The organism is Cycloclasticus sp. PY97N (assembly GCF_002443175.1).
In the GTDB taxonomy this organism is placed as follows: domain Bacteria; phylum Pseudomonadota; class Gammaproteobacteria; order Methylococcales; family Cycloclasticaceae; genus Cycloclasticus; species Cycloclasticus pugetii.
Map to the genome: position 1 here is coordinate 381262 of NZ_CP023664.1, position 12506 is coordinate 393767.

Below are 12506 nucleotides of genomic sequence, written 5' to 3' on the forward strand. Positions count from 1 at the left end.
AATTAGACGCAAGATTTTACAACACCACCATCAACGCGTACGGCAGCGCCGGTGGTTGCCGAGGCTAACGGGCTGCATAAATAGGTGACCATGTTGGCGACTTCTTGTGTATCAGCAAAACGTTTGATCAGTGACGAAGGCCGCACAGATTGGAAAAACTCTTTTTCGAATGCTTCAAAATCTTGGCCACCGCTGACCTGATCGACAAACTCAACCACGCCTTCTGAGCGTGTGGGGCCAGGTAATACAGCGTTAACAGTAATGCCGGTACCGGCACACGTTTCAGCTAAGCCGCGTGAAACTGCCAGCTGGGCTGTTTTGGTGGTACCGTAATGAATCATTTCTTGCGGAATTTGTATGGCGCTTTCACTACTAATAAAGATAATTCGCCCCCAGTTTTTTTCTCGCATATAGGGTAAATAAGCACGTGATAGTCTGACACCGCTGAGAACGTTAACGTTAAAAAAACGTTCCCAGTCTTCATCAGGAATATCCATAAAGTCTTTTGGCTCGAAAATGCCTAAGGCATTGACCAAAATATCTATGTGAGGGTGCTCGGCGGTTAGTTGATCACAGCCTTTGCTGGTTGAAAGGTCAGCGCTTATATATTCAATCTGTGCTTGCGGATATTCAGATAGGATTTTTTCTTTAGCCGCGACCAATTTGGCTTCATTTCTGCCGTTAATAATAAGCTGTGCGCCTTCTGCTGCGAGCGTTTTGGCGATGGCAAAACCAATGCCTTGGCTAGAGCCTGAAACGAGGGCTTTTTTATCTTTAATTTGTAAATCCATTATGTGTTTTCTCCGAGTGTTGTTGCTTTTTCCTTCGCTATAGCAATGGCATTGTTCACTGAGTTTGGGTCGGCTAAAGTGGGTTCTATCAAGACACTATTTATTTCCCTAAAGCCAATAAAGCCTAAAGCCATTTCTAGGTAAGTTTTTTGAAAATCCATGCCCTTCGCCTCAGGAGTGCTGTATTCGCCACCACGAGAATAAATGGCGGTAACCGGTTTTCCTGTCACTAACCCAAAGAAGCCGGTCTCGGGGTTAACGCTAAAAGTAAGGCCAGGTTGAGTGATGATATCAATATAGTGTTTTAACTTATAGGGGATGGAAAAATTCCACATAGGAACGCTAAGCAAGTAGCAGTCTGCGTTTTTAAATTGCTCAATAAGCGTAACGATCTGTTGCCATGCAAGGGCCTCAGCTTCATTGGGGTTTTGGCCGTGTAAAACACTGTATTTGGCATTCAGGCGATCGCCATCAAACTCAGGCAAGTTCATATCCCAAATATTTAATGTGGTAACAGTATTGTCTGCTGAAACTGATTTAAAGGCACGAATGTATGTATTCGCAACATCAGTAGAACTTGAGCGTTCACCGCGTGGTGATGCTTGAATATAAAGTAGTTTGCTCATGGTGTCCTCGTAAATTATTGAGTTGATATTTACCCTAACATCCCTTAACGAAGCTGTGAATTTTTTCATATTAGATGAAGCTAATTTGCGACGGGGTTTACAAAATTTATTTCAGTCGAACGATTAAAAATCTCAGAAATAGCATGGTGTTATAGGTAAAAATTAGATGACTGAAAATATAGCTTGCCAATAGAAAATTTTCATAGACAGCCACGAAGCATTATGATTTACTAATTAACGTTCGTTAGAATTTTGCGGGTAAACATAAATCCCACCTTCATAGGTCGGAGAAACTTCGGAGAAAGAGAATGGGAAATGCAAGTGTTATGGCGATACCGCCACTGGGCTCACATGAACTTGGTACGGAAGCTATTCCGTCCGATCATTATTCGTCGCAAGCCTTTTTTGAGCAGGAAAAGGAAAACATATTTAAGAAAACATGGTTGATGGTAGGCAGAGAAAGTGATGTTGCCGAGCATGGCGATTATATTACTTATTTTATTGATGCCTTAGAAGTCTCCATCGTCATCACTCGAGATAAGCATGGGCAAGTGAACGCTTTTTATAATGCGTGTACACACCGAGGGGCGCATGTTTTGACTGAACCATGCGGTAAAGCAAAATTTATGACCTGTGGCTTTCATGGCTGGGTCTTTGACGCTGAAGGTCAGTTAGCAGATGTGCCGGGTGAAGATCTTTTTGCTGACTTTGATAAAAGTAAATTGGGCCTTAAGCCAGTATCTGTTGATGTATGGGGTGGGTTTGTTTTTATTAACCTTGACCCCAAGCCAAGTGTTCCTCTGAAAGAATATCTACAGCCGCTTAATGAGTCTTTTGACAAGTACCTAGGCAATAAAGATTGGACGTGGAGCTATGGCTGGCGCTCTACATTTAATGCCAACTGGAAATTATTGGTGGATGCACAAATCGAAGGCTACCACGTTGATCAGACACACCGTAATACCATCGCGGGTGCTATCCCGGGTACTTATGCGCCAGCTGATGTTTATCCAGACAGTATTGGCGTGCCGGCAAGAGTTTGTGCATACCGGCCGGAGGAAATGATGGGTATACAAACAGACGTTGCTCTATTGTCGGCCAAGCACGGAGCGACTTCTTTGTACACAAAGTCTGAAAATGAGTTTAGCGCAGATGATGGCGCTGGTGTTTTAAATGACGATCACCCGTTGTGGATTTTTGATGCTTATTTATTATTTCCTAACGTCGTTTTATTTATCCAGAAAGGCCAAATTCTAGTTCAAAGAACGCTGCCTATTTCGCCCGATAAGTGTCTTTGGGAAGTAGATTTCTTCCACACCGGTGAAATAGAAAACTTTGGCCAATTGTTCAATTCTGAACAAGGTCGTATTCAGATTAGGGATGTATTAACCGAAGACTTGTACACGGCTGAAGGCATTCAGATGAACTTTAATGCAGGCATCATAAAAGAGATCCATATTAATAGGCAGGAAATCCCTATTCGTGCTTATTACCATCGTCTTATGAGCGCAATGAAAGGAACAGGAGAATAAAATGAGCAACGCGATAGCACGCCCAGATACCAGTGATATTGAGGCTGAAATAAACAAATGGGCGCTTCCAACCACAGAAGATAGGCTGGTAAAGCGAATGAATAGCACAATGGATGAGATTAATTCATTCCATTATGCAATGTTACCAAAGCTGCCTGCGATCATTGATTACTTAAACCAATTTAAATTGGCTGACTTATCAGAAGAGGACCTTAAGCTATCAAGAGCAGCTCTTGCCATGTGTGAGGTTGATAATGCGGTGTATAAATGGAAAGCACCGATTTTAAACACCGGCATCGATACGTTGAGAATGGTTAAAAAGTCAGGCTTTAGCGACAGGGTTATCTTATGAGCGGTCGTCTAGCAGGAAAGGTTGCTTTAATAACAGGTACCGCAGGTGGTCAGGGCCGTGCAGCGGCAGAAATGTTTGCCGCACAAGGCGCAAAAATTGTTGGCTGTGACGTAAAAGAAGGCGAGCACGAGGAAACAGTTCGCCGGGTTGTTGATGCGGGTGGTGAAATGGTCAGCCGTGTTGTTGATTTAGGCGACGAAGATCAAGTAAAAAGCTGGATAGATTTTGCAGTAGAAAGCTACGGTGATTTTGATATTTTATATAACAATGCGTCCGCCGTACGTTATGGCAAGATTGATGAATTTTCAACCGAAGACTGGCACTGGCTAGTTCGTAATGAGCTGGATTTGGTGTATTACGCGATCAAACATGCCTTTCCAATTATGAAGCGCCGAGGGGGTGGCAGTATTGTCAATACTGCGTCTGCTGCGGGTGTTATTGGGTCTACTTTTGCAGGTCATATCCATCAATTTGCACATTCCATGACAAAAGGCGGGGTGATTGCGATGACGCGAACATTAGCGGCAGAGTTTGCCGATGCCAAAATACGCGTTAATAGTATTTCCCCAGGATTAATTGAAACCCCCGCATTTGCTGTTTTCCCAGATAAAGCGCTGTTGAAGAAAATGATCGATGACATTATGAAACTACAGCTGATGGATGTATTAGGGCAGCCTGAAGATATTGCTTATTGCGCACTCTATTTGGCCTCAGAAGAATCCCGCTTCGCGACGGGGCAAAATTTTTGTATCGATGGTGGCCTCACGGCTATTTAATTAAACAATCACATAAGGAATGAACATGATTAAGCTTTATCATATAGAAGCTGAAGGGGATCCCTTCGGTGGCTCACGAAACGGTTGTAAAGCCGTTATTGCATTAGAAGAAATTGGTGTGGGTTATGAAATCAATGCATTAGATCGGATGGCTGATTGTCGACCTACCGATGCGCCTTACCGACAAATAAATCCAAATGGTGTCACACCCACGATAGATGATAATGGTTTTATTCTTTGGGAGTCAGGCGCTATTCTTCAGTATCTAGCCGATGCAAATCCGTCATCTGGCTTATTACCAACAGATTTAAAAGAACGTGCCAAAGTTCTACAGTGGGTAGCGTGGGAAGGAGCATCCTTTGCGCCGGCTTTACTCAACTTCTTTTTCGCCATGACCGCGCCTGAGCCAGATGAAGCAACTGTTGCCAGTACCAAAGAAGCTTTCCTAAGCACGTTAGGTATCCTAAATAAGCAATTAGCAGGGCAAGACTATATCTGTGGTTATTACTCCATTGCCGATATCGCTATTGGCGCGATTACCTCGCTATCTTTTCTTCTTGGTCTTGATTTATCACCCTACCCGAACATTTTATCTTGGTTAGCTCGTTTGCGTGAAAAACCATCTTGGCAAGCAGCGCCAGCGGTAATGTCGGATATGGAGGCTGGTAAAGAACAAATTGGTTAATAGTCAATTCGAGTGCTTAGCCAAGGTATAGCGCTTAGGGAGGATAAGAGATGAGTAAGTTTGATTACAATAAATTAATAGATAATGAAGCGGCGCTGCAATCACGCAGTATTTTTTGGGAACCAGAGATTTATCAAGAAGAGCTAAAGCAGATCTTTAATCGCTGCTGGCTTTTTTTGGGACACGATAGCCAATTACCTGAAGCAGGCGACTTTTTAAGAACTTACATGGGCGAAGACGATGTTATCGTCGTGCGTGGTGAAGATGGTGAGGTAAGAGCCTTTTTGAATGCCTGTAGTCACCGAGGTAATAAAGTGTGTCATGCAGAGTGGGGTAAAACAAAAGCCTTTACGTGCTCCTATCATGGTTGGGCGTATGACAATATGGGTGAGCTGGCTGCCGTGCCGCTAGAAGAATCAATCTATGACAATTTGGATCGTAGTAAGTTAGGTTTGGTACCGGTGGCTCGGGTACAAAACTACAAGGGAATGATCTTTGGTACCTTTGCCGAAGAAGGCCCGGACCTAGTGGAATACTTAGGCGACATGGCCTATTACCTAGATGTTGTACTCGATGCTTCACCAGAAGGGATGGAGCTTATCGGCACGCCATACCGAGTAGAAATACCCGGCAACTGGAAGCTACCTGTAGAAAATGCGATTGGTGATGGCTATCACGTAGCTTGGGCACATGCGGGTGCTATGCGAGTGGTGGGCACTATTGGTCAAGGACGTAGTGAATCGGTTCTTGGTATTGGCAAAGATAACACCGGTTTTGATGACTCAGGGCAATTACAAATTGCAATACCGCCACATACTATCTTATCCACACTCGATGGGCAGTCAGGCTATGCACTATATGATAATCCCGGGCCGTGCATTGAGCACCTTGAGCGAGTGAGGCCAAGTGTTGTGGAGCGTTTAGGTGAGGTGCGTGGTAAACAATTACTAGGCTCAGAGACGCATATGGGGGTTTTCCCTAACTTGCAAATTATTCAGGGTTTAAACCTGCTGCGGGTTATTCACCCGAAAGGCCCAGGTGCTTTTGAGGTGGCAACTTATTCTATGGCAGATAAAAACACACCTGATGAGGTGAAAGATATTATTGTCAAACATGTCGGTCAGACATTCGGCTCAGCGGGTATTTTAGAAGGTGATGATGGTGATTTTACCGAAGCGATCACACACTCTCCCAATGGGTATGCAACTAGGCAAATGAAGGGTTGGCTGGGTATGGCTAAGGGGCGAACAATGGATTGGGATGGGCCTGGGGAAGCCTCCCCGGGTATTGTTAATGAGCTTTGTCAGCGAGAGTTTTATGCGCAGTGGCAACGAACTATGTTGGCTGAATCAGCCAGCGATATTTTGCCGCAAGCACCGATCCAGAAGGAGTCTGTCAATGGCTAGAAAACAAAAAATAGCGCCAGTGGGCAAAGACACAGATATGCAAACAGCTTATCGAATAGAACGGTTTTTGGCAGCTGAAGCACGTGTTTTGGATGAAGAACGTTACGATGATTGGCTGACCATGTTGGATGAAAACATTGCTTATAAAATGCCTATTCCAATGAATACTTATCGAAGGAACAGGCTAGGCAAAAGTTCCATTTGTGAAACGATGATCTATGATGAAAACTTTGAAAAGTTAAAGCAACGAGCAGCCAGAGAAGATACTGGCATGGTTTGGCTAAACGACCCAGCGACCCACCATGTTCGTACCGTAACAAATATTGAGTCGTTTTGTACCGAGGAGGCGAGTGTTTACGATGTACGAAGTAAATTTACCTTATTGCGTGCAAGACGCGATAAAGACCATATTAGCCATACCGGTACACGTAAAGATTTGCTGCGTGATACTGGTGATGGCCTGAAGTTAGTCGCAAGAACGGTGTTTTTACCTGCGCGGGTGATCGTCGACAAAAACTTAAACATGTTTTTCTAAGCATAAAACTAATTAATTAAGGAGTCATAATGACAGCACGAATGGAAGGGCATAATGCCATAGTGACAGGTTCATCATCGGGAATGGGGCGTGCAACAGCACTTCGTTTAGCTTCAGAAGGGGCCAGTGTGTGTTTGGCAGATATTAATACAGAAGGCAATGCCGAAACGCTGGAATTAATTAAACAACAAGGTGGGCGTGCCATTGCACAATACTGTGACGTGTCAGATGAAACACTGGTAAAAGAAATGACCGCTTCGGCAGAAGCGGCTTTTGGTTCGGTCTCTATCTTATTTAATAATGCCGGTTTTGAAGACGGTGATGGCAATACCGATGAGTTGGACGTTGATGCTTGGGAAAAAGTGCAGTCGATTAATACACGAGGTGTATTTTTGGCCGCTAAATATGCACTTAAAAGTATGATAGCGGGTGGTAAAGGCGGCTCGATCACAACAACATCCTCTATTGGTGGGCTGATAGGTACACCCGGCGGCCTGCATTCTTACTGTGCTTCAAAAGGGGCGGTTATCTCATTAACTCGTTCATGGGCCGTCACGTATGCGAAGCATAAAATAAGAGCAAATGCTATTTGCCCAGGCCTTGTGTTAACCTCTATGGTTAAGAGAATTGGTCCAGAGTTTATAGAGGCAGCCTCTGGTATGACACCGTTAGGTCGGGGGGGGGAGCCAGAAGAAATTGCCAATTTAGTGGCGTTTCTTTCAAGTGAAGAATCACAGTTTATTACTGGGGCGATTATCCCCATTGATGGTGGGTATACGGCACAATGAGTCAATATCCAGCCTTCTCGTTAGATTTATTTCGCCTAGATGGGCAGATCGCGCTGGTTACTGGCGCGGGCTGCGGGTTAGGTAATGTATTTGCGCGCGCCTTGGCTTCAGCAGGCGCAACGGTCGTGTCGGCAGATATTAATTTGGCATCAGCGGAACAAACGGCTGAAGAAGTTCGCCTGTTGGGTGGTAAGGCTTTATCAGTTGAGGTTGATGTCAGTGATGTTGATTCAGTGGCGGCAATGAATAGGGCGGTACTTCAGGCATATGGCAGGCTAGATATTTTAGTGAATAATGCAGGTATCGCCAGTCCAGCAGATCGAATACATGAGATGCCAGTAGAAGACTGGGACCGTGTGAACGCGGTTAATACTCGGGGGGTATTTCTGTGTACTAAAGCAGTGCTTCCACAAATGATGGCACAAAAGAAAGGTTCTATTATTAATATTTCTTCGGTGGCTGGTTTAGCGGGTGTATCGAATGATTTATCTGCGGTGGCTGCTAATTACTCTGCTTCTAAAGGGGCGGTAGCAACGTTGACCAAACAGATTGCTGTGGAGTATGGAAATGAGGGTATTCGTTGTAATGCGATAGCGCCAGGCTGGCATTTGGGTACGCAGCTAGGCCGTGAAGCATTGCCGTTAAGTGAGGCTGATATTGCTGCGATGGTAGAGAAACTGCACGGGTTAACGCCGTTGAATAGAACAGGCGACCCTGAGGAGTTGGCTGGTTTATTGGTGTACCTAGCTAGCGATGCGGCTTCTTTTATGACGGGGCAAGTGATTGCGCATGATGGTGGTTGGACGGCTTGGTAAATTTAATACGTCGATAATAAAAAAGGGCTGATGGCGCACCCCTTTTTAGTATTCTAATACAGCGCTTGTATTGTCTTGCTTGAGTTTTAGCGGCATTAAACGTGCGCTAATAGTTAGCTTAATCAAATTGATAGGCTGAAACGTTAACGCCCATAACATTGTCTTGGAATATGTTTTTGCCTTGGTTGTTTCCGCCCGCTCCAGCAACGACCATTAACGGCAGTAGGTGTTCTTCCCGTGGGTGTGCTTGTCGAGCGGAAGGTGCGTTGAGCCAGTTGCCAAGTCGCTTGTTTCGTTCGTCGGGTTTAGACTCACAGGTGTTTGTTAGCCAATGATCAAATGTAGCGGCATGATTACCAATATCTTGCCCCTGCATTAAGGTGTCCATATTGTGAAAGCTCATACCACTGCCGAGAATGAAAATATCTTGTTCTCTTAAAGACTGAAGTGCAGCGCCAACTTGAATATGGTAAACGGGGTCTAAGTTATGTTGTAAGGACACTTGAACAACAGGAATATCCGCATCTGGAAACATCACTTTTAAAGGCACAAAGGTGCCGTGATCATAGCCATGATCGGGGTCAAGTGCACAGTCAATATCTGCATTTTTTAAAAGCGCTTGTATTTGCTTAGCAAGCTCTGGCGAGCCTGGGGCAGGGTAAGTCAGTTCGTAAGTATGTGGTGGAAAACCGTAGTAATCAAAATATAGCGGCGGGTGAGGCTGCGAGTTGATCCTAATAACGTCTTCTTCCCAATGCGCAGAGATAACAATAATGGCTTTTGGTTTTCTCGGAAGAATTTTATGAAGATTTTGTAACCATCCTTTCATGGTGTCCCACGTATCTGCAGGGCCACGCGTCCAATCCATAAAAAAACAAGGGCCGCCTCCATGAGGGATGTAAATAGTTGGAAAAATTGGGTTGGACATAAGCCTTAAATAACTATTGAATTAGGTAAGATATGATATATCATCTAACGCTTAAGTAACTAAAAAAAGAGGGGGTTTAAATGAGTGATTCGAGAGTTAAGCTGTCGTGTGTATCCGTTGCGCTGCATTGGATTGTCGGCATTTCAATAATTATGTTGGTAGCCGTTGGTGTGTACATGACCGATTACAAGGTGTATGCCTTGTATCCTATCCATAAGTCGGTAGGAATGATTGTTTTTATCTTTATATTTGCACGTGTGGTCTGGCGCGTGAAACAAGGTTGGCCGGAGCCCGCAAGTACCTATAAATCATGGGAGCATGCACTGTCTAAACTGGTACATTGGACGCTTATTATTGCGACAGTAGTGATGCCTGTTTCAGGAATGTTAATGTCGGGTCTAGGCGGGCATGGGCTTTCTGTTTTCGGCTTAGAGCTCTTGGCTGCAACACCAAATCCTGATGAGGTTGGAAAAATGATCCCTATTAACGGGCCTATTGCAGGGGTGGCGCACGAGACACACGAAATTGCTGGTAAGTTAATGTTTGTAGCATTTCTTTTACATGTATCAGGTGCACTAAAGCACCACTTTATGGATAAAGATGGTACTTTGAAAAGAATGCTTGGTCAGCGCATAGACTAAACATCAAAAGGGCGGGAAACCGCCCTTTTTTATTTGTTTGATTTTATTTAAACAACACCGATACACTAACGTGCTGTTGATTTCCAAGTCCTGTATAGATGGCAGTTAAACGACCTTTTTTTATAGGTACTGGCGAAGTAAGGCTACCAAGTGATAAGTAAGCGCCTGGCTTTAGAGGGTAATTTAAAGCCAATAGACGATCTCTTAGCCAACGAATAACATTAACTGGGTTGCCCATCAGCGAGGAACAGGCGCCAGTTTTTAAATGGCTGCGGTCCTCTTCGTAGACAATGCCAACTTGACAGAGGTTTAGGTTTTCAATCAATTCCATTGGAATTGGTTCCCCCATTACTCCATAACGAGCGCCGGTATTAATCGCCATCAGCATGTCGGCTGTTAACGGTTTATCTGTTGAAAAAAGTCTATCGGGCACCTCGATAAAGGGAATAACTTGGTCAATAGAGGCGAGTATTTCTTGATCGGTTTTTGCGTTATTGATGGCGGAATCTTTGATTCGTACCAATAAGTCAGCTTCTGCAAACGGGTGAGTGGCGGCGCTTATGTTGATTACGGCCGGGCTTTCTAGCAACATTTTATTTAAAAATATGCCTAGCAACGGCTGCTCAATGCCCATTTTTTGTTGAATGTCCGGGTTTGTTATAGCCGCTTTGTACCCAGCGATGCCGCCCCAATTTTCCGATAAGGCATAGACAACGTGTTTTTGAATTTCTAGCGCCGTTTCTGTTGTCAGTCCGGGAATGGCATCCGCCTCAGTGTTATCAGTAAAGTGCTGATAAATATCCAACGCTGTACGTGGTACAAAGTTTTCTTGGCGCATAAAAAAGATAGCCACGGCGGCCACGGCAAAGATTAAAAAGGTAAATTTAAATTTCATAAGCTTTAACTGAAGAATTGAGTAAATACATGAGTGATGTCGTGATGGTCGGCGACCCCTGCGCTTTCGCGGATGCTATGCATTGCCCACATTGGGCAACCTACATCAACGGTTTGGATGCCTAGTTGTGCCGATGTCATGGGGCCAATAGTGCTGCCACAACCCAGATCGGTTCGGTGGGAATATTGCTGATAAGCGACTTTAGCCTGTTCGCACAAATGAATAAATCGAGATTGAGAGGCACTGTTTGAGGCATAGCGAATATTCGCATTTACTTTGATAACGGGACCCTGATTAACGAATACCTTGTGCTCAGGTTCATAAGCATTAGGGAAATTAGGCTGATAAGCGTGAGCCATATCGGCGCTAATCATAAAACTATTAGATAAAGCGCGTTTATAGTCCTCGGTAGATAGGCTTAGTGAGCCTGCAATGCGTTCGAGTACATCGGGTAAGAAGCTGCCATCGGCCCCTTTATGGCTGTTGCTACCTATTTCTTCATGGTCAAAAAATGCACAAATATTAAATTGTTGCGAATTCAGGGAGGCGTCAGATATTAACGCACTGAGACCAGCGTGACAGGAGGCTAAATTATCGAGTTGACTATTGGCGTAAAACTCATCATTCAAGCCGTATAGGGAGCCTGCCTGCGTGTCGACAGCATGTAACTCCCAGGCAGAAATAGTATCACTATTGATGCCCAGCTCCGTTGCTAACAGCTCAACAAGAGCCGGTTGCTCATCATCAAGAGACAGCAATAAGGGCAGCTCGGTTTGTTTATTAAGCTTTAAGCCATCGGTATTAACCTGCGGATTCATGTGTATAGCAAGGTTCGGGAGGCGTAGAAAAGGCTTTTTAAAATGTACTAATTTGGAGAGTAAGGTGCCGTTTTGGTTGATATGTACGCGCCCTGCTAGACTTAAATCGCGGTCGGTAAAGGTGGCTAGCAATGGGCTACCATAAATCTCTACAGCTAAACGGTTGATACCGCTTTGTTGCTGGTCTGGTTTAGGTTTTACCCGTAACCCTGGTGAGTCAGTGTGGGCGCCGATCAGCCTAAACCCCTCTTGAGCAAGGTTATTTGAACCGACGGTAAAGGCGATGATGCTAGAGTCGTCTCGTTTGACGTAATAACGCCCATTCGGTTGTAATGCCCATGTATCACCCTCTAATAGTTCACTAAAACCTTTGTTATCTAGGATTTCTTTGCTCGTGTGAACAGCGTGCCAAGGGCTTGGGCTAGCATCGATATATTGCAGTAAGGCTTGGGCGTGTTGTTGGGCAGTTAACATGTTATTTCTTGGGGTCTAAATTGAGTGATGCGGAATTAATACAATAGCGTAAGCCTGTTGGTTGCGGACCATCTGGAAAGACGTGTCCAAGGTGGCTTTCACATTGAGCGCAGACCACTTCAATACGGACCATACCGTGACTTTCATCTCGGTTTTCTTTAATAGCATTTGATTGGATGGGCTTCCAAAAGCTTGGCCAGCCACTACCCGAGTTGTATTTGCTGTCGGACTCAAACAGAGGCGCGTCACAGCACTTGCAGAGATAGAGGCCCTCGGTTTTAGTGTCTACATAAATGCCAGAAAAAGCAGCTTCGGTGCCCTTTTGGCGGCAAATATTATATTCTTCTGCGGTTAATTTAGCTTTCCAGTCGTTGTCACAGTCTGTTTGCATGCGTTGACCCTTTGATGTTGATGAATAAATTATACCTGACAAAAAAGTGCTGG

Annotated in this window: 15 protein-coding genes; 9 read left to right on the forward strand and 6 right to left on the reverse strand. The window is 44.6% G+C overall.

Annotation, left to right across the window (positions count from 1 at the left end):
• Positions 1-2 precede the first annotated feature (2 nt).
• Both CPC19_RS01905 and CPC19_RS01910 read right to left on the reverse strand, forming a co-directional pair.
• Positions 3-791 (reverse strand): SDR family NAD(P)-dependent oxidoreductase, encoded by a 789-nt coding sequence (locus CPC19_RS01905; RefSeq protein WP_016390798.1) that lies wholly within the window; start codon positions 789-791, stop codon positions 3-5.
• The gene (locus CPC19_RS01910; protein ID WP_015006981.1) at positions 791-1417 is read right to left on the reverse strand and encodes an FMN-dependent NADH-azoreductase; all 627 of its coding nucleotides are present in this window, start codon (positions 1415-1417) and stop codon (positions 791-793) included. The genes CPC19_RS01905 and CPC19_RS01910 overlap by 1 nt, the downstream gene beginning before the upstream one ends.
• A gap of 308 nt (positions 1418-1725) precedes the next feature.
• Between CPC19_RS01910 and CPC19_RS01915 the strand changes: the two genes are divergently transcribed.
• From CPC19_RS01915 to CPC19_RS01950, 8 genes are read left to right on the forward strand one after another with little or no spacing between them, the layout of a single operon-like run.
• The gene (locus CPC19_RS01915; RefSeq protein WP_016390799.1) at positions 1726-2949 is read left to right on the forward strand and encodes an SRPBCC family protein; all 1224 of its coding nucleotides are present in this window, start codon (positions 1726-1728) and stop codon (positions 2947-2949) included.
• A gap of 1 nt (position 2950) precedes the next feature.
• On the forward strand, positions 2951-3301 hold the full coding sequence (locus CPC19_RS01920; RefSeq protein ID WP_015006979.1) for a hypothetical protein: 351 nt from the start codon (positions 2951-2953) through the stop codon (positions 3299-3301).
• A complete protein-coding gene (locus CPC19_RS01925) occupies positions 3298-4077 on the forward strand; it encodes an SDR family NAD(P)-dependent oxidoreductase (RefSeq protein WP_015006978.1) in 780 nt (259 codons plus the stop codon). The genes CPC19_RS01920 and CPC19_RS01925 overlap by 4 nt, the downstream gene beginning before the upstream one ends.
• A gap of 25 nt (positions 4078-4102) precedes the next feature.
• Positions 4103-4762, forward strand: coding sequence for a glutathione S-transferase family protein (locus CPC19_RS01930; RefSeq protein ID WP_015006977.1), 660 nt, complete (start codon positions 4103-4105; stop codon positions 4760-4762).
• Between the two features lie 50 nt (positions 4763-4812).
• On the forward strand, positions 4813-6168 hold the full coding sequence (locus CPC19_RS01935; protein WP_016390800.1) for a Rieske 2Fe-2S domain-containing protein: 1356 nt from the start codon (positions 4813-4815) through the stop codon (positions 6166-6168).
• Complete coding sequence (locus tag CPC19_RS01940) at positions 6161-6703, forward strand: 3-phenylpropionate/cinnamic acid dioxygenase subunit beta (protein WP_016390801.1); 543 nt, start codon at positions 6161-6163, stop codon at positions 6701-6703. The genes CPC19_RS01935 and CPC19_RS01940 overlap by 8 nt, the downstream gene beginning before the upstream one ends.
• A 29-nt stretch (positions 6704-6732) precedes the next feature.
• Positions 6733-7491, forward strand: a complete 759-nt coding sequence (locus tag CPC19_RS01945; protein WP_096910736.1) for an SDR family NAD(P)-dependent oxidoreductase — start codon at positions 6733-6735, stop codon at positions 7489-7491.
• Complete coding sequence (locus CPC19_RS01950; RefSeq protein ID WP_016390802.1) at positions 7488-8306, forward strand: SDR family NAD(P)-dependent oxidoreductase; 819 nt, start codon at positions 7488-7490, stop codon at positions 8304-8306. The genes CPC19_RS01945 and CPC19_RS01950 overlap by 4 nt, the downstream gene beginning before the upstream one ends.
• Before the next feature lie 118 nt (positions 8307-8424).
• On the opposite strand, the gene CPC19_RS01955 is transcribed toward CPC19_RS01950, so the two are convergent.
• On the reverse strand, positions 8425-9234 hold the full coding sequence (locus tag CPC19_RS01955; protein WP_020931897.1) for a class III extradiol ring-cleavage dioxygenase: 810 nt from the start codon (positions 9232-9234) through the stop codon (positions 8425-8427).
• 80 nt (positions 9235-9314) lie between these two features.
• Here CPC19_RS01955 and CPC19_RS01960 point away from each other — a divergent pair, with 80 nt between their 5' ends.
• Positions 9315-9875 carry a cytochrome b gene (locus tag CPC19_RS01960; protein WP_016390804.1) on the forward strand — a complete coding sequence of 187 codons (561 nt, stop codon included), beginning with the start codon at positions 9315-9317 and terminating at the stop codon, positions 9873-9875.
• 43 nt (positions 9876-9918) lie between these two features.
• On the opposite strand, the gene CPC19_RS01965 is transcribed toward CPC19_RS01960, so the two are convergent.
• Genes CPC19_RS01965 through msrB form a run of 3 tightly spaced genes read right to left on the reverse strand, consistent with a single transcriptional unit; the run spans position 9919 to position 12453 of the window.
• Positions 9919-10770, reverse strand: a complete 852-nt coding sequence (locus CPC19_RS01965) for a 2-keto-4-pentenoate hydratase (protein WP_016390805.1) — start codon at positions 10768-10770, stop codon at positions 9919-9921.
• 5 nt (positions 10771-10775) lie between these two features.
• The gene (locus CPC19_RS01970; protein ID WP_016390806.1) at positions 10776-12062 is read right to left on the reverse strand and encodes a M18 family aminopeptidase; all 1287 of its coding nucleotides are present in this window, start codon (positions 12060-12062) and stop codon (positions 10776-10778) included.
• Position 12063: 1 nt separating this feature from the next.
• Positions 12064-12453 (reverse strand): peptide-methionine (R)-S-oxide reductase MsrB, encoded by a 390-nt coding sequence (gene msrB, locus CPC19_RS01975; protein WP_016390807.1) that lies wholly within the window; start codon positions 12451-12453, stop codon positions 12064-12066.
• Positions 12454-12506 lie beyond the last annotated feature (53 nt).